This is a genomic window from Streptomyces sp. R302 (assembly GCF_012927245.1).
Classification (GTDB): domain Bacteria; phylum Actinomycetota; class Actinomycetes; order Streptomycetales; family Streptomycetaceae; genus Streptomyces.
Genome location: NZ_JABBGE010000006.1, coordinates 185535 through 208601 on the forward strand (window position 1 = coordinate 185535; position 23067 = coordinate 208601).

The following is a 23067-nucleotide window of genomic DNA, read 5'->3' on the forward strand; positions in this document are numbered from 1 at the left end:
CGCGGGAGCCTACTTGAGCAGCCGGGACATGCGGCGGTCGGCGAGGATCTTGCCGCCGGTCTGGCAGGTGGGGCAGTACTGGAGGGAGGAGTCGGCGAAGCTGACCTCGCGGATGGTGTCGCCGCAGACGGGGCAGGGTTCGCCGGTGCGGCCGTGGACGCGCAGGCCGCTCTTCTTCTCGGCCTTCAGCTTGCCGGCGGCGAGGCCGTGGGAGCGGGCGACGGCGTCGTGGAGGGTGGTCCGCAGGGCGTCGTAGAGGATGGCGACGTCGTCGGGGGCGAGGGTGGCGGTGGGCTTGAACGGGGACATCCGCGCGGCGTGCAGGATCTCGTCGCTGTAGGCGTTGCCGATGCCGGCGATCAGGCTCTGGTCGCGCAGGGCGCCCTTGATCTGGCGGCGTTCGCCGGTGAGGAGGGCGGCGAGGTCCTCGGGGCCGAAGTCGTCGGCGAGCGGGTCGGGGCCGAGGCGGGCGACGCCGGGGACCTCGTGCGGGTCGTGGACGAGGTGGACCGCGAGGCGTTTGGTGGTGCCGGCCTCGGTGAGGTCGAAGCCGTCGCCGCCGGTGAGCGCGGCCCGCAGTGCGAGCGGCCCCCTCCCGGGCTTCGGCGGCCCCGAGGGCAGCGGATCCTGCCAGCGCAGCCAGCCGGCCCGGGCGAGGTGGACGACCAGGTGGAGCGGCCCGTCGCCGGTGGCGGCGGTGATGTCCAGCCACTTGCCGTGCCGGCCGACGCCGGTGACCGTGGCGCCGTCGAGCACGCCGAGCGGCGGGTCGTACGTCTTCAGGACGCTGATCGCGACCGGCAGCACCCGGGCGAACTCCTTCCCGACCAGGTGCTCGCCGAGGAACTCGCGGAGCGCTTCCACCTCGGGCAGTTCGGGCATGGCACCACCCTGCCGCACGGGGACGGGGGCCGCGCGGCGGGGCGGAAGCGGGTTTCCGGTCAGTCCGTGACGGCGAATTCGCACCAGACGCATTTGCCGCCGCCCCGGGACTCGACTCCCCAGCTGTCGGAGAGCTGGTCGACGAGGAGGAGGCCGCGGCCGGAGACGCCGGCCTCGCCGGCCTCGCGGCGGCGGGGCAGGGCGCTGGAGCGGTCCTCGACCTCGACGCGCAGCCGCCGTGCGGCGGCGCCGGGCAGGATCCGCAGGGTGATGATGGCGCCGCCGTCGGTGTGCATCAGCGCGTTGGTCATCAGCTCGTCGGCGACGAGTTCGATCTCGTCGGCGCGGGAGCCGGCGCCCCAGGCGCGGACGGCGGCCCGGATCATGTGGCGGGCGGCGCTGAGGGCCTCGGGATCGCTCTGGGCGACGTGCTGGCGGAAGCGGCCGCCGCCGGGCGCGTACGCGCCGAGGCGGCGCAGCAGCAGGATGGCGACGTCGTCCTCGCCGCCGCGGTCGGCGACGACGTCGCAGAGCAGGTCGGCGAGCTGCTGGAGGTCGGAGGGGCCGCGCCGGACGAGGGAGGAGAGCCATTCGAGGCCCTCGTCGAGGTCGGCGCCGGGCTTCTCGACGAGCCCGTCGGTGTAGAGCATCAGGGTCTGGCCGGGGTCGAGCTCCAGGGTGGTGACGGGGTAGTCGAGCCGGCCGAACTCGGCGGAGAGGCCGAGCGGGAGCCCGCCCTCGACGGGGACCCGGCGGGAGGAGCCGTCGGGCTCGCGGACCATCGGGTCGACGTGCCCGGCGCGGACGACCTGGACGACGCCGGTGGCCGGGTCGGCCTCGGCGTAGGTGCAGGTGGCGAAGCGTTCGGTGTCGAGTTCGTGGAGGAAGACGGAGGCCCGGGCCATGACGGTGGCGGGGGTGTGGCCCTCGGCGGCGTAGGCGCGCAGCACGATCCGCAGCTGGCCCATGACGGCGGCGGCGTGGGTGTCGTGGCCCTGGACGTCGCCGATGACGGCGCCGACCCGGCCGCCGGGGAGCGGGATGACGTCGTACCAGTCGCCGCCGATGTCCCGGCCGAGGCGGGCTGCGCGGTAGCGGACGGCTATCTGGGCGCCGGGCACGTCGGGGATCCGGCGGGGCAGCATCGCCTGCTGGAGCCCTTCGGCGAGGTCGTGCTCCTGCTCGTACAGCATGGCCCGCTGGAGGCTCTGGGCGATGCTGCTGCCGAGGGCGACGAGGAGGGTCCGTTCGTCCTCGTTGAAGCCGGTGCGGTCGCTGTAGAGCAGGCCGAGGGCGCCGATGGGGCGGGCCTGGGCGATGAGCGGGAGGTAGGCGGCGGCGGTGATGCCGAGGCCGCTGATGTGCGGCCAGAGGACGGGGAAGGAGGCGGCGAAGTCCTCGGCGGTGTCGATGAAGCGGGGCCGGAGGGTGCGGATGACCTCGCTCATCGGGTAGGGCTCGTCCACCCGGGTGAAGCGGGTGCCGGGGACGAAGGCGCCCGCGGGCCCTTCGGCGACGAGGTGGATGCGGCCGGCCTCCAGGAGCCCCATGACGAGGCTGGCGGCGCCGAAGTGCTCCAGGGCGTGCGAGTCGTTGAGGAGGTCGATGACGTCCTGGACGGTGCGGGCGTGGGCGAGGGCGGCGGTGGTGCCCTCGACGACCCCGGCGCGCCGTCTGCGGCCCTCGTCGAGGCCGAGGCGGGCGGCGGACTCGGTGAGCTCGTGGGTGGCGTCGCGGAGGACGCCGACGATCCGTACGGGGCGGCCGTCGGGGTCCCGGTGGACGAGTCCCTGGGTGTGGGTCCACTGGTGGGAGCCGTCGCGGCGGCGGATGCGGAAGTACGCCCCGTACTGGTCGCTGCCGTCCTTGAGCGCCTGGGCGACGAGCGTGTCGAGCCGGCGGCCCTCGTCGGGCAGGACGCGGCTGCCGAGGGTCTCGGGGCGGCCGTCGTACTCGCCGGGGTCGAAGTCGAAGACGTCGAGGGCGGCCTCGTCCATCCGCATGGTGCCGGTGACCAGGTCCCAGTCGAAGCCGCCCATGCGGAAGGCGGCTCCGAACGCGCTGAGGATCGGCGCCGCCGCGTCCGGCGCCGTGTCCTGATCCGTGTCCGCTCCCCCGCTGCCCACACTCATGGGGGCCACGCTAGGGCCGGCGGGTTCCTCGCGCACCAGGAAGATCTTTCAGCCGGCGAAGGTGGTGGGCTCGGGCTCACCGGGGACCTGACCGTCCGGGAGGGTGTCCGGGTCGGTGTAGGGATCCGTGTACGGGTCGGTGTACGGGTCCTGGTACGGGTCCGTGTACGGGTCCGCCGGCGGCTCCTCGTACGGGTCGGCCGGGGTGTACGGGTCGCTCGGGGCGTACGGCTCGGGGAACGGCTCCGAGGGCCCGTCCGGGACCGTCGGCTCGGGGGCCTCGTGCGTGTCCGGTACGACGGGGGTGTCGGGCGCGCTCGGCGTCTCCGGTACGACGGGGGCCGCGGGGGTCTTCGGGCGCTCGGCGGGGGTCTCGGGGGCGGCGGGCGCGTCGGGGTCGCGGGTCCCGGGGTCGGTCCCGGTCCCGGAGTCGGTGTCCGGGGTGACGGGGTCGCTGAGGGCGCAGGTGTCGGGGTCGCAGGCGGGGACGGTGTCGGGCTTGCGGTCCTGGTCGCCGTCGCTGCCCGCCTTCCGCTCGATCCAGCTGTCGTCGGAGACGTTGACGATGACGAGGCTGGTGACGACGGTGGTGGCGGGTTTGACGATGATCACGCGGTCGGGGTCGAAGCCGGACCAGGGGTCGCCGTGGTGGACGGCCCCGGAGACGCTGACGGGGGTGCGGAGCGGGTTGCCGCAGGCGCAGCGGACGCGCGGGGCCCCGTAGGGGTCGACGAGGACGGCGGTGCCGGTCTGGAGGACGGACTGGAAGGCGGCGGCGCGGCCGTCGCGGAAGCCGTGGTTGGTGACGCGGGTGTCGGCGCGCAGCAGGACGGGGGTGAGTTCACGGAGCCAGTCGGCGACGCCGGCCTCGGGGATGCCGGCGGCGTCGGCGAAGGCCCGGAGCTTGGCGGGTTCGGCGGCGAGGTAGGCGATCTGCTGCTCGACGTCGCAGCTGGACTCGGCGCGGGTGCCGCCGTAGAGGCCGGGGGTGGAGCCGGTGACCTCCCGGATCCCGGGGGCGCTGGCGGGCTGGGCCCCGGGCTCGGCGTCGTCCTGGAGGGCGCGGAGGCCGGCGCCGCGTGCGGTGGAGGCGGTGAAGGGGTCGGGGCCCTGGGCGGCGACCGGCTGGAGGTGCACCTCGTGGGCGGCGCCGAGGGCGGCGCGGCCGGCGGCGCCTCCGGGTTCGCCGGCGGAGCATCCGGCGAGGAACAGGGCGGCGGCGCCGATCGTCGCGGCGAGGGCGGTGCGGCCGCCCTGGCCGCGGGCGGGTGGGGCTGCGAGGGCGGGGCGGACGGCGAGGTGGCTCCGCGTCCGGCGCTGTGTGGGGCGCACGTTGCTTCTCCCGGTCGTCGCGGTGGGGGTTGCTCCCGTTCTGTCGCAGTCGGTGACGACCGGCAAGCGGAACGCGTCCGACCGGGCGGCCGGGGAGACCCCCACCCCGGACTTGAACACGTTCAAGGAAGGGCCTACGCTCGGTCCCGGCATCATTGAACACGTTCAAGTCAGGGGGATGGACGCCATGACCACACTGTCGGCCTTCGTGGTCCCGATCGTGACGGTCGGGATGCTCTGGGTCGTCCCGACCGGACTCGGCCTCGTCGAGGGGCCCCGACCGCCCGGCTGGGAGGCGCTGCGCCGGGCCTGGCCGCTGCTCGCCCTGCCCGGCGCGGTCTCGCTCTGGCTCCCCCGCTCCGGCGCGGCCGTCGCGCTCGCGGCCTGCTACGCCCTGGCCACCCTGGCGCTGGCGCTCCAGGCCCCGGCCCGGCTCGCCCTCGTCCTGCGCCGCACCGCGACCGGACCCACCGGCGGCCCGTCGTGGCCGGCCGAGGTCGCGGTGCTCACGGCCCTCGTCTCGCCGTCCGTCGCCGGTCTCGCGCTCGTCGCCGAGCGGGCCTCGTACCCGCTCTTCGGTTTCGAGCTCGACCTCCTCGCGCTGACCGTGCCGCACTTCCACTTCGCGGGCTTCGCCGCCGCCCTGGTCGCCGGGCTGCTCTGCCGTACGGCCGGCGGCGGGGCCCTGGCCACGACCGCCGCGCTCAGCGTGCCCGCCGGCACCCTGCTCGTCCTGATCGGCTACTTCGTCGACGACTGGGCCGAGCTGGCCGGCGCTGTCGTCCTCACCGTCGGCATGGCCGCCGTCTCCGTGCTGACCCTGCGGGAGCGGCGCGGGCTCGCCGCCGACCCCGCGACCCGGACCCTGCTCGGCGTCTCGGCCCTCGTCCTGGCCGCCACCATGGCGCTCGCGCTCTGGTGGGCGCTGGGCGAGGCGACCGGGCTTCCGCACCCCACCCTGACCTGGATGGCCGCCACCCACGGTCTAGGCAACGCGCTCGGCTTCGCCGTCTGCGCCCTGCTCGCCCACCGCCGGCTCCGCCCCGCCGACGGCCGCCACCCCTCTCCTGCTCCTGCACCTGCCCCTCTCCCGCGAACGGAGCTCCCGGCATGAGCCGCATCCTCGGCGATCTCACCCCGCGCCGCGTCCTCAGCTATCCGGAGGTCGGCGCCACCCGCACCCCCGACGCCCTCCCGGCCGGCTACCACCACCTGCGCCACAGCGCGGCCGTCGGCCACGGCCCCGCCGACTTCCGGGCCGCCGCCGAGGCCGTCACCACCTGGCGGATGCACCGCGCCACCGGCGCCCGCGTCCGCTCCACGGCCGGCCGCGCGGCCCCCGGAGTCACCCTGGAGGTCGGACTCGGCCTCGGCCCGCTCGCCTACGCCGTCCCCTGCGAGGTGATCTGGCTCCCCGAGCAGGAGCACCGGGCCGGCTTCGCGTACGGCACCCTCACCGGCCATCCGGAGTGCGGCGAGGAGGCCTTCCTCGTGGAGCTCGAACCCGACGGCACGGTCCGCTTCACGGTGACCGCCTTCAGCCGGCCCGCCGCCTGGTACACCCGGCTCGCCGGGCCGCTCGTCCCCCTCCTCCAGCGCGCCTACGCCCGCGGGCTCGGCCGCGTCCTCGCCCGGCTCGTCGCCGAGGGCTGACCCCGGGCCGATACTGGAGGCGATGGAGTGGTTCACCGCGCCCGAGCTGTGGATGGGCCGGACCGTCTTCCAACGCGGCCTGGCGGTGCTGTACTGCGTGGCCTTCCTGTCGGCCGCGCTCCAGTTCCGGGCGCTCATCGGCGAGCGCGGCATGCTTCCCGTACCGGCGTTCCTGCGCCGCACCACCCCGCTCCGCTCCCCCTCGCTCTTCCACTGGCGCTACTCGGACCGGCTCTTCGCCACGGTCGCCTGGTCGGGGGCCGGGCTCGCGGCGGCGATGGCCGCCGGGGCGGGGGACGCGGTGCCGCTCGCCGTCGCGATGCCGCTGTGGCTGGTGCTCTGGGGCCTCTACCTGTCGATCGTGAACGTCGGCCAGACCTGGTACTCCTTCGGCTGGGAGTCGCTGCTCCTGGAGACCGGTTTCCTCGCGGTCTTCCTCGGCAACGACGACGTCGCCCCGCCCCTCCTCGTCCTCCTGCTGCTGCGCTGGCTGCTCTTCCGCGTCGAGTTCGGCGCCGGGCTCATCAAGATCCGCGGCGACGCCTGCTGGCGGAGGCTCACCTGCCTCTACCACCACCACGAGACCCAGCCGATGCCCGGCCCGCTGAGCTGGTTCTTCCACCGGCTCCCCCGCCCCCTGCACCGCGTCGAAGCCGCCGCCAACCACGTCGTCCAGCTCGGTGTGCCGTTCCTGCTCTTCACCCCGCAGCCGGTGGCCTCGGTCGCGGCCGGTCTGATGATCGCCACCCAGCTGTGGCTGGTCCTCTCGGGCAACTTCGCCTGGCTGAACTGGCTGACGATCGTCCTCGCCGCCTCCGCCCTGGACCTCTCCGCGTTCACCGGCGACCACCCGCGCCCCGACCCGCCGCTCTGGTACGTCGCCCTGGTCCTCGCCCTCACGGCGATGGTCCTGGTCCGCAGCTACCGCCCGGTCCGCAACCTGCTCTCCCGCGACCAGGCGATGAACCGCTCGTACGACCCCTTCCACCTGGTCAACACCTACGGCGCCTTCGGCACGGTGGGCCGCGTCCGCGACGAGATCGTGGTGGAGGGCACGAGCGGGGAGGCGCCGGGCCGCGTGCGGCCGGACGCGCGCCAGGCGGACGCGTACAAGGAGCGCTGCACGGCCGGCGAGCCGGTCCTGCGGCGCGCCGACCGGGAGGTCTCCCCGGACGCGGTGTGGCGGGAGTACGGCTTCAAGGGCAAACCGGGCGATCCGCACAGGTGGCCTCGGCAGTACGCGCCGTGGCACCTGCGGCTCGACTGGCTGCTCTGGTTCGTGGCCCTCTCGCCGTCGTACGGCGCGCCGTGGTTCGACGGCTTCGTGCTGCGCCTGCTGCTGAACGACGAGAACCTGCTGAGGCTGGTCCGGCACAACCCGTTCCCGGACGGCCCTCCCGCGTACGTGCGCTGCCGTCTGTACCGGTACCGCTTCACGACCTGGCGGGAGCTCCGGGAAAGTCACGACTGCTGGCACCGGACGTACCTCCGGGACATGGTCCCGCCGGTGGCGCTCCGCGCTCCGCTCGACCGGACCTGACGGACTGCTCCGAGGATCCTGGTCCGCGTGGCGGCGCGTCCCTAGCATGATCCGCTTCGCCTTTTTCAGGCATTTTCCGCCACAGACAGGGTTCGAGAATGAGACAGGCAGCGCGCCGCCTGGCGGTGCTGTGTTCCGCACTGTTCGCAGTGATGGCCATGACACCCGCGCAGGCCCAGGCGGTGGAGAGCCGCCCCGTGCCCGTCACGGCGAGCGACAAGTACGCGCTCAGATCCGTGGGCGCCGGAAACCTCTACGTATCGGCGGAGATCTCCAAGACCGGCAGCGGGGAGGCGATGCTGCGGGCACGCACCTCCGCCGCCTCGCCGGCCGACCTGGGGTCCTGGGAGAAGTTCACGCTGCACACCGACGACAAGGGAGTGACCGTCACCCTGCGTTCGGAGGCGAACGGGAACTACGTCACGACCGAGCGCGGCTACACGGGCAGCTACCAGAACCTGCTGCGCGCCCGGGGCACCACCTCCGGCTCCTGGGAGAAGCTCACGCTGGAGAAGCAGTCGGACGGCACCTACGCCCTGAAGGCCGCCACGAACGACGGCTACCGGTACGTGACCGCCGAGGTCCAGGACCCCGGCTCGGACGCGGGGCTGCTGCGCGCCCGCGGCACCTCCGTCGGTTCCTGGCAGAAGTTCCACCTCGTCTACCTCGGCGAGGAGAACGCGAGCGACCTGGGGGGCCGTCCCGCCCCCGCCTCCCCCGCCCCGGCCGCCGACTTCCGCGTGATGTCGTGGAACGTCTGCGCGAACCACAACTCCGCCTGCGGCAACCACCGCGTGGAAGGCCCGTCCGTGGGCCTGCAGATCACCAGCCGGATGGGCACCGACGCGGAGGCACGGACGTACCGCGCCGTCTTCCTCCAGGAGATGTGCGAGTCGCACGCCAGGTCCATCGAGACCGCCCTGGAGGCGAAGACGGGCACCGGATGGGACGTGCGCTTCGCCCCCATCAAGTTCGCCGTCGACGGATCTTCCCTGAAGGCCGCGAGGACCTGTGACAACGCCGGTTCGTCGGGCGCCTGGAAGGACCGCGGCGCCTACGGCATCGGACTCGCCCTGCCGGACGCCAACGTGTGGTACCACTCGTACGACCTGCCGTCCCCGCAGAACAGGACCATCGACGGCACCTGGGTGCGCATGGAGCAGCGGGCCGGCATGTGCGCCGTCCTCCCGGCGCAGGCCCTGCAGTTCTGCACCGGCCACTTCAGCGCCGGCCTGCCGACGGACGACGCGGACGGGACGAAGCGCGCGGAGCAGGCCGCGGAGATGCAGAGGATGGTCCGCTCGTACACCATGCCCGGCTACCGGACCGTCTACGGCGGCGACTTCAACTCCGTCCCGCCGGACTCCGCCTCGCCGGACACTCCCAAGGACATCATGGCGTCCGCCTACGCCGCGGACACGGAGTGCGACGAGGGCCTGTCGAGCACGCGTCCGCGTGACGGACGGGCGACGAAGCCGCTGGCGACCCGCAGCATCAAGATCGACTACCTGTTCGGTCCTCCGTCGGGCACCGTCGTGTCGTGCGCGGTGACGGCCGACGCGGGCCGTTCGGACCACTACCCGATCACGGGCCGGTTCCGCTTCTGAGCGAAGGCCCGGTCCGCCCGCGGGCGTGAGCCGGACACGGCGGTGCCCCCGGCCGGGAGGGCCGGGGGCACCGGAGCCGCACGGGTCAGTCGATGCCCGGCAGGATGTGGGGCTCGGCGAGGTCGTCCTCGTAGCCCGCGAGGCGGATCGGGGCCGAGCGGGCCCACACTTCGAGGCTGCCCAGCTCGCCGTTGCGCCGCTGCCGTTCGGAAGGCTCCGACGGTCGGGGTTCCTGCTTCGTCAGTTCGGGTGTCACCGCGCACTCCTTTGTGTCGCGTCAGGTCGAGGACGTGGGACCGTTCGGTCGCGGTGGCGCCGGTCTGGGGCGGGGCCGCGGCCGAGGTGGGTGGCCAGTCCCCTGGGCGGCCGTGGAGCGGTGTGTCGCTCCGGTGGCCGTCCGTGGGCATCAGATTAACCAAATGAGCAGGCGTGCGCTCTACCGGGCTCAAAAATGTGACGCATTCGGGTGACAGAGACCGAAAGAGCGCCCTTCCCGGCGGGAAGGGCGCTCTTGAAGCGGGGTCGGCAGGGGTGCTCACCACTTGCCGGGGGCGTAGTCCTTCATGAACACGCCGTACAGGTCCTCGCCGGCCTCGCCGCGGACCACCGGGTCGTAGACGCGGGCCGCGCCGTCGACCAGGTCGAGCGGGGCGTGGAAGCCCGCCTCGGCGAGCCGCAGCTTCTCGAAGTGCGGGCGCTCGTCGGTGATCCAGCCGGTGTCGACCGAGGTCATGAGGATCTTGTCGGACTCGAACATCTCCTGGGCGCTGGTCCGGGTCACCATGTTCATGGCGGCCTTCGCGGCGTTGGTGTTCGGGTGCCCGGCGCCCTTGTAGCCGCGGGAGAAGACTCCCTCCATGGCGGAGACGTTCACGACGTACGCCCGGCCGCTCGCCGCCTGCGCCGCGGCCTTCGCCATCGACGGGCGCAGCGCGCTGATCAGGATGAACGGCGAGGTGTAGTTGCAGAGCTGGGTCTCCAGGAGCTCCACCGGGGAGATCTGGTCGATGGTCTGCACCCAGGTGTTGGACTCCACCACGTCCGGCAGCAGGCCGCCGGCGTCGATCGCGGTGCCCGCCTGGTACTGCTCCAGGCTCGCGTTGCCCGCGACGAGCGCGAGGTCGGCGACCTTCTGGGCGTCGAGGCCGCTGGTGCCGACGGGGAGCGCGGCGAGGCCGTCGACCGCGCCGGAGTTGAAGGCGCCGATGACGTGGTGGGCGGGCAGTTCACCGGCCGGCAGCGGCGCGGTCTCGCCGTCGGCCAGGGCCGCGTACGCGGAGGGCAGCCGGCGCACGGTCTGCGTGGCGTTGTTGATCAGGATGTCCAGCGGACCGGCGGCGGAGACCTGCTCGGCGAGGGCCACGGCCTGGCCCGGGTCGCGCAGGTCGATGCCGACGACCTCCAGGCGGTGGATCCACTCCGCCGAGTCCTCCATCGCCTTGAAGCGGCGGATGGCGTCCTTGGGGAAGCGGGTGGTGATCGTGGTGTGCGCGCCGTCGCGGAGCAGCCGCAGCGCGATGTACATGCCGATCTTGGCGCGGCCGCCGGTGAGCAGGGCGCGCTTGCCGGTGAGGTCGGCGCGGATGTCCCGCTTCGAGCGGTTGAGGGCCGCGCAGTCCTGGCAGAGCTGGTGGTAGAAGTAGTCGACCTCGACGTACCGGGTCTTGCAGGTGTAGCAGGACCGGGGGCGCTGGAGTATGCCCGCGATCCGGCCCGCCTCGGTGACCGAGGAGGGCAGGATGCCCTCGGTCTCGTCGTCGATGCGCTGGGCGGAGCCGGTCGCGGTCGCCTCGGTGACGGCCCGGTCGTGGGCGGTCTTGGCGGCCCGGCGCTCCTGGCGGCGGCGCTGCTTGACCATGCGGTAGATGCCGGCGGTGGCGCGGCGGACGGCGATCGCGTCGGGGTGGTCGACCTCGATCTTCTCCAGCTCGTCGAGCACGCTCAGGCAGACGGCCAGGCGCTCGGGGTCGATGCCCGGCCCGTACTCCTGGGTTTCTTCAGTCACCGTCATGGCCTTCGTCGTTCCTCGATCGCTCGCGGGCGGGGTGCCGCCGGGGTTCCGAAGGGACAACTTTACGGAGCCGGGGGCCGCCGCTCCAAACCCGTTCGCGGGGCGTGGTCGAACACACAGTCGCCGCAGAGGCCTCCGGGGGTGGCGCGGTAGTAGAGGCAGCAGGTGGTACGGCGCAGGGCGGGGCCGCGCAGGGTGCCGGCGAGGTCCGGGTGGTCGAGGAGCCCCTGGACGAGGGCGGCGGCCCGGGCGGCGGCCTCGGGCCGGTCGTGGGCGCGGGACCAGCGGATCAGCTCGCGCAGGGCGCCGGCGAGCGCGGAGCCCGCGTTGCCCCACAGCAGCCGGGGCGAGATCCGCCCGTCGCGGGCGAGGGCGGCGTGCAGCGGGACGAGGTGCGCCTCGTGGACGGCCTCGCGCAGCGCGTCGACGGTGGCGGGGCGGGTGCCGGCGCCGGCCCACCAGAGGTCGTCCGGTGCGCCGAGCGCCGGGTCCCAGCGCAGTTCGGCGGGGTCGAGGGCCGGGAAGCGGCCGCACAGGGCGGCGGGGCCGAGCGCGGTCGACCAGAGGCGGGCGGCGAGCCCGAGGTGGGCGACGGACGCGGCGACCCGCCGCTCGGGCGCCCCGAGCCGGGCGGCGACCTGGTCCACGCGCGCGTGGAGGGGGCCGTCGCCGCGTGCGTCGCCGTCGTAGAGGCGGGCGAGCGGACGGTGGTCGCCGCCGGCGGGCGGCGGGACGGTCCGCAGGGCGAAGAAGCCACCGAGTACCGTGCCGCTCGTCTCCGGTTCCACCGCTCCCCCTCGGATTCCGCCGCCGGCAGGGGCCCGGCGGTGCGGGGCCACCGTACTCCCCTGACGGCCGGGGATCTTACGGGCCAAAGTGGACCGGCCGACGCGGCGACTGGCTCAGGATGTGGCTCCCGCACGCGCGTGCGAGCTGCGCCGGTACCGCTTCGCGCACCCGTTTCGTCCCGGTTGAACCCGCTGTGACCTGCGGTGGTGTACGACTCCGGTTGTACGGGACGGTCGCGTACTGCGTCGGCGGTACCGGTGAAGGCGTTCCCTGGTCTGACGACGGGAACGGCCCGGGGAGAGATCGTGGAGGGTATGAGTCCCCTCGTGCTGTCCGTCGTCCTGTCACTGGTCTCCGCGGTGGCGTACGCGGGCGCGGCGATCGTGCAGGAGCGGGTCGCCGCGGCCGCCTCCGGGCCGACCTACGCGCCGCTGCGCAATCCGGTCTGGTGGGGCGCCGTCCTCCTCAACGGCCTGGGCGCGGCCCTGCACGTGGTCGCCCTCGCCTACGGGCCGCTGAGCGTGGTGCAGCCGCTGGGCGCCCTCACCATCGTCTTCGCGCTGCCGATGGCCGCCCTGTTCGTCCGCCGTCCGGCGGGACGGCGGGCCTGGCACGGGGCGCTGATGGCGACGGCGGGCCTGGCGGGGCTGCTCAGCGTGACGGACGGCGGCGAGGGCCGCACCCCCGACGGCGGCGAGCGCTGGCTGCTGGCCGGGGCCACCTTCGCGGCGGTCGCGGCGCTCTTCGTCCTGGCACGGCTCGTCGGCCGCTCGGCGCTGCGCGGGGTCGCGCTGGCGACCGCGGCCGGTGTGGCCTTCGGGGTGGCCTCGGTCTTCACCAAGGCGGTCGCCGAGGAGTGGTCGCCGGACGCGCCGCTCGCCGAGTGGGGCTCCGCGCTGGCGCTGTCGGCGCTCGCGGTCACCGGCCTGCTGCTGTCCCAGGCCTCGTACCGGGCCGCCGGGCTCGCCGCCCCGCTCGCCACGCTGACCGTCGTCAACCCCGTGGTGGCCGCCACCGTCGGCCTCACCCTTTTCGGGGAAGGCTTCCGGTACGGGACGGCCGGCACGGTCGCGGCGCTCGTCTGCGGCGCGGTCGCGGCGGGCGGACTCGTCGAGCTGACCCTCGACCGGCTGGCCCGCCCCGGCGGGGACGGGCCCTCGGCGTCAGAGGGAGACGCCGCGCGCCCTGAGATAGGCGAGGGGGTCGATGTCGGAGCCGTACCCGGGACCCGTCCGCACCTCGAAGTGGAGGTGCGGCCCCGAACTGTTGCCGGTCGATCCTGAGCGCCCGATGCGCTGGCCGCCGGTGACCCGCTGCCCCTCGCGGACGGAGACGGCGGAGAGGTGGGCGTACTGGCTGTAGCGGCCGTCGTCGTGGCGGACGACGATCTGGTAGCCGTACGCGCCGGCCCACCCGGCGGAGACGATCCTCCCGTCGGAGACGGCCTTGACGGTGGTGCCCGTGGGCACCGGGAAGTCGACGCCGGTGTGGTAGCCGCTGGACCAGGACGAGCCGGGCTTGCCGTAGCGGGTGCCGATGTCGGCGGAGACGGGGGCGGAGTAGCGGTCCTCGCGGGGAGCGGCGGGCTTGGGCTTGCTCTGCTGCGTCGGCTTGGGCTTCGGCTTGGGCGTCGGCTTCGCCTGGGGCTTGGCCTGCTGCTGAGGCTTCGGCTGCGGCTTGGCCTGGGGCTTCTGCTGCGGCTTCGGCTGCGCCTGCGTGGGCGGGGTGGGCCGGTGGCCGGCGGGGGCGACGGCCGGGGGCTTCGTCGCGGGCGCCTGGGCGGCGGGGAGCTTCGGAGGCGCGGGCGGCTTGAGGGTGGGCGGTGCCTGCGGGGAGCTCGGCCGGGCGCTGGGCAGGGCGGGGGCGGGCGCGGGGCGGGCCGGGGCGGCGATCCGCAGGGTGAGGCGCTGGCCGGGCAGGATCAGGTCGGGGTCTTCGCCGACGACCTTGCGGTTGATCTCGTACAGGCGCTGCCAGCCGCCGCGTACCCGTTCGTCGCGGGCGATCGCGGAGAGCGAGTCGCCGGGCGTGACGGTGTACATCTCGCGGACGGTGGGGACGGTCGTCGGACCGGGCTTCGCGGCGGCTTCCTGCGGTAACGCGCGCTGCGCGGGCAGCGAGGTGGTCCGTACGTCGTTGCCGCCGCCGGAGGCGTCCGGCGCGGGGCCGCCGCGGGCGAGTCCGGCGTCGGGGCCGCAGGCGGGCCAGGCGCCGGGGCCCTGGCCCTTGAGGACCCGCTCGGCGACGGCGATCTGCTGGTCCTTGGAGGCGAGGTCGGCGCGGGGGGCGAACTCGCGGCCGCCGTGGGCGACCCAGGTGGACTGGCTGAACTGGAGGCCGCCGAAGTAGCCGTTCCCGGTGTTGATCCGCCAGTTGGAGGAGGATTCGCACCGGGCGACCTTCTCCCAGATGTCGAGCGAGGCGGCCTGCGCGGCGCCCGCGCCGACGAGGGGCAGGGCGATGCCGGCCCCTCCGGCGGTGACGGTGAGCGAGGCGCGGTTGATCCGGCTCGGCTGGTGGCGGCGGTGACGTCCGCGTACGGCCATGGGCCCCCCTAGAACACAGCGACAGCGGTCCAAGTTACGGGGGTGGCACGCTGTGTGACAAGCCGGACGCGGAAGTCCGCCGGGGTCGACTCCCTTGTGTCACCGGGCCGTTGGCGGACCGCCGTGTCCGGCGGGGCCCGGCTGGGGCTGCGGCTCGGGCGGCGGCACGGGCCCGCCGGGCTGGGGCGGCTCGGGCGGGGCCGGGTCGGGCGGCACGGGCACGGGGTTCGGCGGCGGCACCGGCGGGGGGCCGGGCTGCGGCGGCGGGATCGGCGAGGGCGGCAGCGGGTCGGGATACGGATGGGTCATGACGGACCTCCCGGTCGACGGCCCCCCGCGGTCTCCCCCTCTCTACCAGGGTGACACCGCGCGGAGCCGCTTCACCACAGACCGGGCGTGGCGGCCAGCTGCCGCTCGGCGGCGCGGGTCACGTCGGCGGAGACCGGCGGCGCCTCCTCGGGGTGCCGCCGGGCCCACTTGGCGGCGTACGGGCAGAGCGGCACGACGGGGACGCCGTCGCGAGCGGCCATGGCGTAGAACTCGCGCACGAGCGCGCCGGCGATCCCCCGCCCCTCGTGGCCGGCGTCGACGACCGTGTGGACGACGACGAGGGCGTGCGGCTCCTGGTCGAGGGCGAAGTAGACGATCACGCCGGCGAAGACGCCGTCGGCGTACGCCTCCAGGCGGCCCCGCTCCCGGACGTCACGGATCTCCGGTTCCACCTGCTGCCGCTCGGCCATGCGCCGCGCTCCCTCGGGTCAGACGGACGCCGGCACCGCGTGCGGCGGACGCACCGTGTCGCTGCCGGGCACGGGCGCCGAGGCGTCGGCACCCAGCTCCACGATGCGGTTCGCACCGTCGACGTGCACGACGCGCGGCACGAACGCCCGCGCCTCCGCGTCGTCCATCTGGGCGTAACTGATGAGGATCACCAGGTCGCCGGGGTGGACCAGATGGGCGGCCGCGCCGTTGATCCCGATGACACCGGACCCGCGCTCGCCCTCGATGACATAGGTCTCGAGCCGGGCACCGTTGGTGATGTCCACGATGTGCACGAGCTCACCGGGCAGCAGGTCGGCGGCGTCGAGCAGATCGGCGTCCACGGTGACGGAACCCACGTAGTGCAGGTCGGCCTGGGTGACGGTGGCGCGGTGGATCTTGGACTTGAATATTGTTCGTATCATCGAGGTACTCCCGGACATAGGCTCCCTGCCTGCGTTTTTGCAGGTCAAGGGCTGTTTCCACACCCTACAACGAGTCGCCGGCCCAGGCAGCTGTCCCCAGGTTCTCCAGGACTCGCGCTGACCACTTGCCGACTTTCCTGACGCATCATCAGGTAGCACCGGGGAGCTTCACCCGCCCCTCTGGACCCACCACGACGACTCCACAAGCCTACGCAGCTATCGCCCACGAGCCTCCGTGATCACCGTCACCCCGACGGGTCGGCGACGGCCTCGTCTCCGACCGCACCGCCAACGCCTGACCACGACCCCGATCGGGCACTCATGCCTCCACCCCGACCACACACCGGCTCTTTGTGCGAGGGCTGGCGTGTTTGGCCGGGGAAGTCCTCGCCCCCTTGACGGCAACTGTGTCAGTTGGGCCAAGGGGGCGAGGAGGCATTGGTCAGAGGGTGACCATCAGCGTGCCGGCGTCGAAGTAGGTGCCCATGTTCTTGCGGACCGAGACCTCGCCGTTGTGGATCACGTGGACGTACATGTCGGCCTTGCCATCGCCGGTGGTGTCACCGAAGCGGAGGCGTCCCATGTCGTCGCCGTTGATGAAGCGGCCCCAGCCGGCGGACCAGTGGGTGCCGCCGTCGAAGTAGGTGCCCATGTTCTTGCGGACCGCGATCTTGCCGTCGTTGGTGTGGACGATGAGGTCGTCCTTGCCGTCGCCGGTGATGTCCGCGAAGTACAGACGACCCATGTCGGTACCGGTGACGAAGCGGCCCCAGCCGGCGGACCAGTGGGTGCCGCCGTCGAAGTAGGTGCCCATGTTCTTGCGGACGGCTATGTTGCCGTCGTTGGTGTGGACGATGAGGTCGTCCTTGCCGTCGCCGGTGATGTCCGCGAAGTACAGACGACCCATGTCGGTACCGGTGACGAAGCGGCCCCAGCCGGCGGACCAGTGGGTGCCGCCGTCGAAGTAGGTGCCCATGTTCTTGCGGACGGCTATGTTGCCGTCGTTGGTGTGGACGATGAGGTCGTCCTTGCCGTCGCCGGTGATGTCCGCGAAGTACAGACGGCCCATGTCGTTGCCGGTGAGGAAGCGTCCCCAGCCGTTCGACATGACGGTGCCCGCCCCGAAGCTGCTGCCGAGGTTGCGGTGGACGACCACCGCGCCGTCCGTGCGCTGCAGCACGAGGTCGTCCTTGCCGTCGCCGTCGATGTCGGCGGGCGTGACCTTCTCACGGCTGGCGATTTCCTTCACCCAGCCGGCCAGCCCGTCGACACGGGTGTCGACGGCGCCGGTACGGGTCTCGGCCGGGTCGATGCCCAGGCAGCCGCCCTGCCACGACCGGGAGCCCACAGCGACGAGTTCGGGGGTTCCGTTGACCGTGCGCAGCGCCGGGCCGCCGGCGTCCCCCTGACAGACGGTCGCGGTGTCGGAACCGTCGAGGTTCACGTCCGTGCCGGTGGTGGAAGCGACGGTGAAGGTGCCGCTGTGGAGCTTGTCGGGCACCCACTCGGTCTTCGTCCGGCCGAATCCGGCCTTCGTCAGCTGCTCCCCGGCGGTGGCGGCGGTGGCGGCGACCCGGACCGGGACGGCGACGGAGCCGGGAACCCTGGTGCTGAGTCTGACCAGAACCAGATCGCGGTCGGCGTGGGGCACGAGGGCGAGGGCCTGCTGGACGCTGCCTCCGGTCTGTGTCAGGTCGGTGCGGCCGACGGTGACGGTGGTGGCGACCGCGGGTCTGCCGCTGGCCGAGACGCCGGCGGTGGTGAAGCAGCTCTTCGCGGTGAGAACCCACTGCGGGTCGACGAGCGCGCCGGTGCAGGCCGCCTTCTCCCCGATAACGATCTTTGCGGTGAAGTTCAACTGCGCTGAGGCGTCGCCACCTTCAAGGGCGGTGGCGGGGAGGACGGTGGCGGCGGTGGCGAGCACGGTGGCGGCGCCAGCAGCCCACACGAAGCGCGAACGCTTTGCTGTCATGAGTGTTCCTTGATGGTGAAGGAGGAGAGCTTCGGCTGCCGCATGAGTTGTTTCCTCGCTGCGGGACCCAAAGGGTGAACAGGCCTTCTGACGTTCCTACTTGGAGGTGCGGATCTCGACGAGCATGAAATCGCGGCCTTCGGGGTCCGCGCTCTCCCCGACTGGAGTCCAGGTGTTCTTGGTGATGTCGAACGACTTCTCTTCGGCGCCGACGGTCATGTCGACCCGCGTGGTGTAGTCGTTGCCCTTGATGAGGTGCACCGAAGGGATCTCCATGGTCAGCCAGCCGGAACTGCCGGTGACCTTGAAGCAGATCTTGGCCTTGTCACGGGCCCAGACCTCGAGCAGTCCGGTCTCGCTGGCACAGTCGGCCAGCACGATGTGCCCGTCGCCCCGCTTCAGGACGATGTCCTTCTCGGCGAGGATCTTGTCCGCGTTCGGGTAGTTGTAGCCCTCCACGGCATAGCCGGGTGCCTCGTCGGCCACGGATTCCGTGTTCCCCGTCGGCTGGCCCGCCGACGAAGTCGTCCACAGCACGGCCGCCAGGCCGGCGGTACATGCCGTCGCAATGATGCGAGTGACGAGTCTCATATGCAGTTCCCTCTTATAGATCAGGCATCCCATCCCCTTTTTCATGCATAGCGGCGCGTCCCGACCGGGCGCCTCTACACCGTTTCAGGGAAATGCGAGCAAGCCGTGGTGCAGCCGGGATGGCAGCTGCCGATATTTCCACGCAGGCCTTTTCATCCCACCTGACGAGGCGTGCGAATTATCCAGGTGAGCTGAAGTGGCTTTCTGCGGCGCCTCATTCAAGATCGCAATCCCTCCACATGTCCAACAGGGTAAATCGGAAACAACTGGACAGATTTGATGAATTCGCCCGCCGAAACAGCCAGTTCTACGAAGGTTGCAGGGATGATCGTGAAGGACTCGTGAAGAATCCGAGGCGTGATCTTCACGAATGTGTGGGATTTGACGCGTAAATGGAAATTCCATCGAGAGATGTTTGGACTCGAAATTTCCAATTTGCCGGATGGGTCGCACTTCGCGATCCGTCATGAATGATGGAGTCGACTCCCCGAGAAAACGGAACAATTGCCACGGAACAAGCCCTGGAGCCGCGCCTCGCATTGCTATCCAATTGACGTTTAACTGAATGAATGTTGGGATCATGCTGCCTCGACGCCCGGACAGCACCTGCCCGCTATTTGCGCCGCACCTGTCTGGGCGACGCGGCGGGCGGGCGGCACCGTGCCGCGCCATCGGGGCGAGTACGGGTCGGACAGACACAGTGAGAGTGGAAAGGAGTCGTGATGTCACAGCAATCACGGCGGGTGTTGAGTAGGCGTCAGATGCTGGCCATTTTCACCGGGGTAGCGGCCGGCAGCGTGCTGTCCACCGATATGTTCGGGACGCGCCCGGCGTACGCGGCGAGCGGTTCGGGTGGCACGCCGGCGGTGCCCGAGGGATCTGGACTTCCGGATACCGATCGCGGCAAGGTGGTCTGGGCGTACCGATCGGGCCGCCGGGCCGTCCGCACTGCGGCGTCCGCGGCGCTGGTGGGCTCCGCCGCGGACATAACGGAGTTCCTCGATCAGAAGGCGCCTCTGGCCTGGGCCGAGGACAACAGGTTCGCGCTCGCGGAGTCCCTGGCCACAGCGGGCCTGGCGACGCGCAACGCCATCGGCGCGGCGTTGTCCAGCGGGGACGCAGCGGTCGAGACCCTTCTCCAGGGCGGTTTCCAGACTGCCGTGGACGAGGATCTCAGGGTGGCCGTGGGTACGGTCCTGGCCCACGGTGCCAAGGCTGTGAAGCGTGAGGCAAACGCCGCGCTATCGGCCGATTCCCCCTTCGCATTGCGCGCCTTCCTCAGTGACGGGCGGTTCACCGCGCAGGAGGAGGACGATCGTGTGCAGGTGGCGACCATCCTCTTCTCAGGGTCACCACAGGTGCGTGAGTACGCGAGTCGGGCCCTGGACGACGGGTCGACCAGGGCCATCCGGTGGTTCCTGGAGACGGGTCAGTACATCGCCCGGGCACGCGACGAGGAATCGGCCACGATCCAGCAGTTGGTCGCCGTCGTGGAGAAGGAAGGACGCCGCGCCAGTCTGAAGACCGAAGAGGCTGTCGAGCTGTCCAACCAGGCAGTCACTGCTTCCGAGAAGGCGAAAGCCGCGGCGTTGGAGGCCAAGGCCGAGGCATTGGCCGCCGAGCAGGATGTCACACGCTCGGCCAAGGCGGCGGGAAAGGCCGCGCAGGCGGCCATGGGCGCGGCCGCGGCCGCGTCGACTGCGGTGTCGGCCTCACGGACGGCACAGGCCGCCGCACAGCGTTCGGTGGCTGCCGCCAACGCCGCTGCCGCGGCTGCGGCATCGGCGGGACGCGCCGCGGCGAACGCGTATCGTGCGGCGATCGCCGCTTCCAAGGACACGGCGATGGCGGGCGCGGCCAGCGCGGCGGCGGACGTCGCGCTGAAGCTGGTGAGCTACGTGCGCACGGTGGCCGCCAAGGCAGACCTCGCGGCCTTGGCTTGCGACGCGGCGGTGCGGGCGGGCGATGCCGCCCGCAGCTCGGCGATCAACGCGGCCGACGCCGCTCGCGCGGCGGCCGAGGCGGCCGTGGCCTCCGGAGCAGCCCAGTCCGAGGCCGCTGCCGCGACGCGGGCCGCCGCCGAGGCGGAAGCCGCCGCGGCCAGGGCGACCCAGGCGGCGGGCAGGGCGCGGAACCTGGCCGGGCAGGCGGCCGCCGCCGCCCGCGCGGCGCGTGACGCGGCCAACAGCGCCGCCGGTCACGCCGAGAAGGCCGCGGCCGCGGCAAAGGAAGCGGCCGCCCACGCCGGTGAGGCGGTCGACTACGCCAACCGGTCCACGCTGTCTGCCAACGCGGCTGTCGAGGCGGCGAATGCCGCCGCCGCCGCGGTCGTCAAGGCGCGGGATGTCGAACAGGCGGCCCGCCAGGCCGAGGCCGAGAGTCTGGCCGAGGAGACCAGCGAGGCGATCGAGCAGGCACGGCTCGCGGCGAGTGCGGAGTTGAACGAGCTCGAACGGCTCAACCGGGAGCGGACCCAGGAAGCACGCCTCTCCGAAGAGCTCCGGACACTCATCAGCGCTGCGGAATCAACACTGCAGAACGGAACCGTCGAGCAGGCCGCGGCGGCCGGGCGCAAGGCCGCGGTCCGCCTCTTGGAGGGCCCGGGGACCTGGACCCGTCAGGCGGCGGAGTACGCGCTGGCCGGTTCGGACCAGGACATCGTCAACTGGATCTCGACCGACCGCGTCCTCGCGCTGCAGCAGGACAACGTCGAGAACGTCGCGGCGCTCGCCGCGATGTCGACGCAGGCCGTGGCCACGGCGGCCGTGGCGGCTCTGAAGACCGAAGACCCCGCCACGATCAAGGCATTCCTGGAGACCGGAGCGGTCGAGGCAGCCGCTGATGACAACCGCGTCGAGGTGGGCAGGATCCTGGCCGACCCCAGCAGCGGCACGAGGGTGCGGAACGAGGCAGCGGCCGCACTGGACGCGGGGACCGCCGAGGCCCTCCACACCTTCCTGTGGGTCGGCCGCGAGGCGGCCGTACGCGAGGATGACCGGGTGGCCGCGGGCACACTCCTCGCCACCGGAGGCCCCTACACCAAGGCGGCGGCGCAGATCGCCCTTGAGGGCGACACCTTCATGCTCCGCCAGTTCATCGCAACCACTCAGTACGACTTCGCGCGGATCGACCACGATCGCGCCACGCACATCAGCGCGGTCCGTGCGTCGATCGCACGCGCGGCCAAGATCGCGGCGAATGCGCAGGAGGACGCGGCCCGCGCCTCCGAGGCTGCCGCCATCGCACGCCAGGCCGCTGACAAGGCGAAGGAGTGGGCCAACCTCGCCCAGGGTTATGCCAACGCCGCAGCGGCGTCCGCACAGGAAGCCCGTGACAACGCCGATGCCGCCGAGCGGTCCGCGGCCGAAGCGGCGAAGTCCGCCCTCACCGCGAGCAACGCGGCCGCCGCGGCACTCAAGGCGAGCCGCGTGGCACGCCAGGCCGCGACGCGAGCCGTGCGGTCCGCTGAGAACGCCGCGAGCTACGCCACGGACGCCGCGATCGCGGCAACGATCGCTCGCAAGCAGGCATTCGAAGCCGGCAAGGACGCCGTCGGCGCCGCGCAGGCCGCAACCCAGGCCTACGAAATCGCTATCGACGCCGCGATGCGCCAGGCGATCCAGAGCGCCATCGACAATGCGAGCGTTCGCATCGGCGACGGCAACGGCGAACTTCCACCCGGGGCCGAGAGCTGCCTGACGCCGTTCGGCAAGCCCATCCCGTCCGGAAACGGCAATACACCGTTCGAGCTGGGGTGGAGCTGGCTCACGGGGGGCGGCGATCGGTCCCAGTGTTTCGGCCCGAACGACGAGTTCACCAGCATCTACCGCGAGCATCCCTGGACCGACAAGACCCTCAACTACTTTGCTGGTCGGGTGCGGGACGGGGACTACGAGCTGGGCCACACGTACATGTACAACTACGAACTCTCTGGCGTCCAGGGCCTGAAGTGGCTCAGAGACGCCGGGGTCACGCAACCAGCAGACGGATTCCTGACCGGGTACACCGGAAACTCCGCGTACGCGTTCATGGGCTCACAGCAGATCCGGATGACCCCCATCCGGAAGAACGCGGACGGCAGCGTGGTGTGGCGGTACACGGCGTACAGCGAGCAGAGCGCGGAGTCCGCAACCCGCCCGCCTATCATCGGGTACGACGACTGGTACAAAGAGACCTACGGCAAGCGCATCAATGATCTGATCGAAATGGTCAGCGGCGACTCAGGACCAGGGTCGACCATGACCGTGCTTGTCGAGTTCAACGTGACGCTGGGGCCGTAGTGGGCAAGCTGACGAGTGGCCGTTGGTTCGCAGCTGCCCTGGCCGCTTCCGCGGTACTCACCGCAGGCTGCATGCCTCAGGTCGACACCGAAGACCTGCCCGGCCTGTACCGCAACGAGCGGACCGGCGGCGAGATCCGTCTTGATTCCGACGGCACATTCACGGCCACCGATCTGTCGATGGGCGAGCACGACGACCCCGCCGATTTCCACGGCACATGGGACTTCGTCGACAACGGCACCCTCTCCTACGACTTCGTCTACCTGGACATCGACGGGCGTGGCATCGGCGAGGTCTCCGGTGTCCACCTCGACGCGCGCGGCGGAGGGAAGATAGCGTTCAGCACTCCGGATGGGTCGTGGTCCCTGGTGCTCGCCAAAAGCACCGAGACTTAGAAGCCGTGTCTCAACCGGTCATGGAACGTCTGGGTCGAACAGGGATCCTGGCCGGGTGATCTTCCGGTGGTGCGCGCATGAAGGCAGGGCCTGTCGGTAGCTCGGTGAGCTCTTTCAGAGTGGCGACTGATCGGGTGACGGGCTGAGGTTCCG

The 23067-nt window shown here is 72.1% G+C and carries 19 protein-coding genes; 7 read left to right on the top strand and 12 right to left on the bottom strand.

What is annotated here, in order from left to right; genetic code table 11:
- Positions 1-9 precede the first annotated feature (9 nt).
- The 3 genes from HHL19_RS19970 to HHL19_RS19980 all read right to left on the bottom strand — a co-directional run bounded on the left by HHL19_RS19970 (position 10) and on the right by HHL19_RS19980 (position 4346).
- Complete coding sequence (locus tag HHL19_RS19970; protein WP_169091507.1) at positions 10-882, bottom strand: Fpg/Nei family DNA glycosylase; 873 nt, start codon at positions 880-882, stop codon at positions 10-12.
- 59 nt (positions 883-941) lie between these two features.
- On the bottom strand, positions 942-2921 hold the full coding sequence (locus HHL19_RS19975) for a SpoIIE family protein phosphatase (RefSeq protein ID WP_240981765.1): 1980 nt from the start codon (positions 2919-2921) through the stop codon (positions 942-944).
- 141 nt (positions 2922-3062) lie between these two features.
- A complete protein-coding gene (locus tag HHL19_RS19980; RefSeq protein ID WP_206324897.1) occupies positions 3063-4346 on the bottom strand; it encodes a DUF6777 domain-containing protein in 1284 nt (427 codons plus the stop codon).
- A gap of 187 nt (positions 4347-4533) precedes the next feature.
- Here HHL19_RS19980 and HHL19_RS19985 point away from each other — a divergent pair, with 187 nt between their 5' ends.
- From HHL19_RS19985 to HHL19_RS20000, 4 genes are all read left to right on the top strand, one after another.
- The gene (locus HHL19_RS19985; RefSeq protein WP_169091511.1) at positions 4534-5460 is read left to right on the top strand and encodes a YndJ family protein; all 927 of its coding nucleotides are present in this window, start codon (positions 4534-4536) and stop codon (positions 5458-5460) included.
- A complete protein-coding gene (locus HHL19_RS19990; protein WP_169091513.1) occupies positions 5457-5999 on the top strand; it encodes a DUF1990 domain-containing protein in 543 nt (180 codons plus the stop codon). Before HHL19_RS19985 ends, HHL19_RS19990 begins: the two co-directional genes overlap by 4 nt.
- Before the next feature lie 22 nt (positions 6000-6021).
- Positions 6022-7539 (top strand): lipase maturation factor family protein, encoded by a 1518-nt coding sequence (locus tag HHL19_RS19995; protein ID WP_169091515.1) that lies wholly within the window; start codon positions 6022-6024, stop codon positions 7537-7539.
- 152 nt (positions 7540-7691) lie between these two features.
- Positions 7692-9146 carry a hypothetical protein gene (locus tag HHL19_RS20000; protein ID WP_169091517.1) on the top strand — a complete coding sequence of 485 codons (1455 nt, stop codon included), beginning with the start codon at positions 7692-7694 and terminating at the stop codon, positions 9144-9146.
- An 85-nt stretch (positions 9147-9231) separates the two neighbouring features.
- Here HHL19_RS20000 and HHL19_RS20005 read toward each other — a convergent pair whose 3' ends face one another.
- The 3 genes from HHL19_RS20005 to HHL19_RS20015 form a co-directional block, all read right to left on the bottom strand.
- A complete protein-coding gene (locus tag HHL19_RS20005) occupies positions 9232-9402 on the bottom strand; it encodes a hypothetical protein (protein WP_169091519.1) in 171 nt (56 codons plus the stop codon).
- A gap of 279 nt (positions 9403-9681) precedes the next feature.
- Complete coding sequence (locus HHL19_RS20010; RefSeq protein ID WP_169091521.1) at positions 9682-11157, bottom strand: SDR family NAD(P)-dependent oxidoreductase; 1476 nt, start codon at positions 11155-11157, stop codon at positions 9682-9684.
- A 62-nt stretch (positions 11158-11219) separates the two neighbouring features.
- Positions 11220-11945: an IucA/IucC family C-terminal-domain containing protein gene (locus HHL19_RS20015; RefSeq protein WP_169091523.1), complete on the bottom strand. Its 726-nt coding sequence runs from the start codon at positions 11943-11945 to the stop codon at positions 11220-11222.
- A gap of 315 nt (positions 11946-12260) precedes the next feature.
- Here HHL19_RS20015 and HHL19_RS20020 point away from each other — a divergent pair, with 315 nt between their 5' ends.
- Positions 12261-13229 (top strand): DMT family transporter, encoded by a 969-nt coding sequence (locus tag HHL19_RS20020; protein ID WP_206324899.1) that lies wholly within the window; start codon positions 12261-12263, stop codon positions 13227-13229.
- Here the strand turns inward: HHL19_RS20020 and HHL19_RS20025 are convergent.
- The 6 genes from HHL19_RS20025 to HHL19_RS20050 all read right to left on the bottom strand — a co-directional run bounded on the left by HHL19_RS20025 (position 13110) and on the right by HHL19_RS20050 (position 18239).
- Positions 13110-14492 (bottom strand): transglycosylase family protein, encoded by a 1383-nt coding sequence (locus HHL19_RS20025; protein ID WP_169091527.1) that lies wholly within the window; start codon positions 14490-14492, stop codon positions 13110-13112. The two genes, HHL19_RS20020 and HHL19_RS20025, sit on opposite strands and share 120 nt — an antisense overlap.
- Before the next feature lie 99 nt (positions 14493-14591).
- On the bottom strand, positions 14592-14801 hold the full coding sequence (locus HHL19_RS20030) for a hypothetical protein (protein WP_169091529.1): 210 nt from the start codon (positions 14799-14801) through the stop codon (positions 14592-14594).
- 71 nt (positions 14802-14872) lie between these two features.
- Positions 14873-15232 carry a GNAT family N-acetyltransferase gene (locus HHL19_RS20035; RefSeq protein ID WP_169091531.1) on the bottom strand — a complete coding sequence of 120 codons (360 nt, stop codon included), beginning with the start codon at positions 15230-15232 and terminating at the stop codon, positions 14873-14875.
- A gap of 18 nt (positions 15233-15250) precedes the next feature.
- On the bottom strand, positions 15251-15676 hold the full coding sequence (gene panD, locus HHL19_RS20040; protein ID WP_169091533.1) for an aspartate 1-decarboxylase: 426 nt from the start codon (positions 15674-15676) through the stop codon (positions 15251-15253).
- Between the two features lie 442 nt (positions 15677-16118).
- Positions 16119-17648, bottom strand: a complete 1530-nt coding sequence (locus HHL19_RS38180) for an FG-GAP-like repeat-containing protein (protein ID WP_169091535.1) — start codon at positions 17646-17648, stop codon at positions 16119-16121.
- A 96-nt stretch (positions 17649-17744) separates the two neighbouring features.
- Positions 17745-18239 (bottom strand): hypothetical protein, encoded by a 495-nt coding sequence (locus HHL19_RS20050; RefSeq protein ID WP_240981736.1) that lies wholly within the window; start codon positions 18237-18239, stop codon positions 17745-17747.
- A 722-nt stretch (positions 18240-18961) separates the two neighbouring features.
- Between HHL19_RS20050 and HHL19_RS20055 the strand changes: the two genes are divergently transcribed.
- Positions 18962-22519 (top strand): ALF repeat-containing protein, encoded by a 3558-nt coding sequence (locus HHL19_RS20055; RefSeq protein WP_240981737.1) that lies wholly within the window; start codon positions 18962-18964, stop codon positions 22517-22519.
- Positions 22519-22914: a hypothetical protein gene (locus HHL19_RS20060; RefSeq protein ID WP_206324900.1), complete on the top strand. Its 396-nt coding sequence runs from the start codon at positions 22519-22521 to the stop codon at positions 22912-22914. Before HHL19_RS20055 ends, HHL19_RS20060 begins: the two co-directional genes overlap by 1 nt.
- Positions 22915-23067 lie beyond the last annotated feature (153 nt).

What these genes read in the sequence shown, in the direction of transcription:
- HHL19_RS20010 (WP_169091521.1), bottom strand. Translation starts at nt 11,157, where the DNA reads ATGACGGTGACTGAAGAAACCCAGGAGTACGGGCCGGGCATCGACCCC.
- HHL19_RS20030 (WP_169091529.1), bottom strand. Translation starts at nt 14,801, where the DNA reads ATGACCCATCCGTATCCCGACCCGCTGCCGCCCTCGCCGATCCCGCCG.
- HHL19_RS19975 (WP_240981765.1), bottom strand. Translation starts at nt 2,921, where the DNA reads ATGGGCGGCTTCGACTGGGACCTGGTCACCGGCACCATGCGGATGGAC.
- HHL19_RS19990 (WP_169091513.1), top strand. Translation starts at nt 5,457, where the DNA reads ATGAGCCGCATCCTCGGCGATCTCACCCCGCGCCGCGTCCTCAGCTAT.
- HHL19_RS19985 (WP_169091511.1), top strand. Translation starts at nt 4,534, where the DNA reads ATGACCACACTGTCGGCCTTCGTGGTCCCGATCGTGACGGTCGGGATG.
- HHL19_RS20025 (WP_169091527.1), bottom strand. Translation starts at nt 14,492, where the DNA reads ATGGCCGTACGCGGACGTCACCGCCGCCACCAGCCGAGCCGGATCAAC.
- panD (WP_169091533.1), bottom strand. Translation starts at nt 15,676, where the DNA reads ATGATACGAACAATATTCAAGTCCAAGATCCACCGCGCCACCGTCACC.
- HHL19_RS20020 (WP_206324899.1), top strand. Translation starts at nt 12,261, where the DNA reads ATGAGTCCCCTCGTGCTGTCCGTCGTCCTGTCACTGGTCTCCGCGGTG.
- HHL19_RS19995 (WP_169091515.1), top strand. Translation starts at nt 6,022, where the DNA reads ATGGAGTGGTTCACCGCGCCCGAGCTGTGGATGGGCCGGACCGTCTTC.
- HHL19_RS20050 (WP_240981736.1), bottom strand. Translation starts at nt 18,239, where the DNA reads ATGAGACTCGTCACTCGCATCATTGCGACGGCATGTACCGCCGGCCTG.
- HHL19_RS38180 (WP_169091535.1), bottom strand. Translation starts at nt 17,648, where the DNA reads ATGACAGCAAAGCGTTCGCGCTTCGTGTGGGCTGCTGGCGCCGCCACC.
- HHL19_RS19970 (WP_169091507.1), bottom strand. Translation starts at nt 882, where the DNA reads ATGCCCGAACTGCCCGAGGTGGAAGCGCTCCGCGAGTTCCTCGGCGAG.
- HHL19_RS20000 (WP_169091517.1), top strand. Translation starts at nt 7,692, where the DNA reads ATGGCCATGACACCCGCGCAGGCCCAGGCGGTGGAGAGCCGCCCCGTG.
- HHL19_RS20055 (WP_240981737.1), top strand. Translation starts at nt 18,962, where the DNA reads ATGTCACAGCAATCACGGCGGGTGTTGAGTAGGCGTCAGATGCTGGCC.
- HHL19_RS20035 (WP_169091531.1), bottom strand. Translation starts at nt 15,232, where the DNA reads ATGGCCGAGCGGCAGCAGGTGGAACCGGAGATCCGTGACGTCCGGGAG.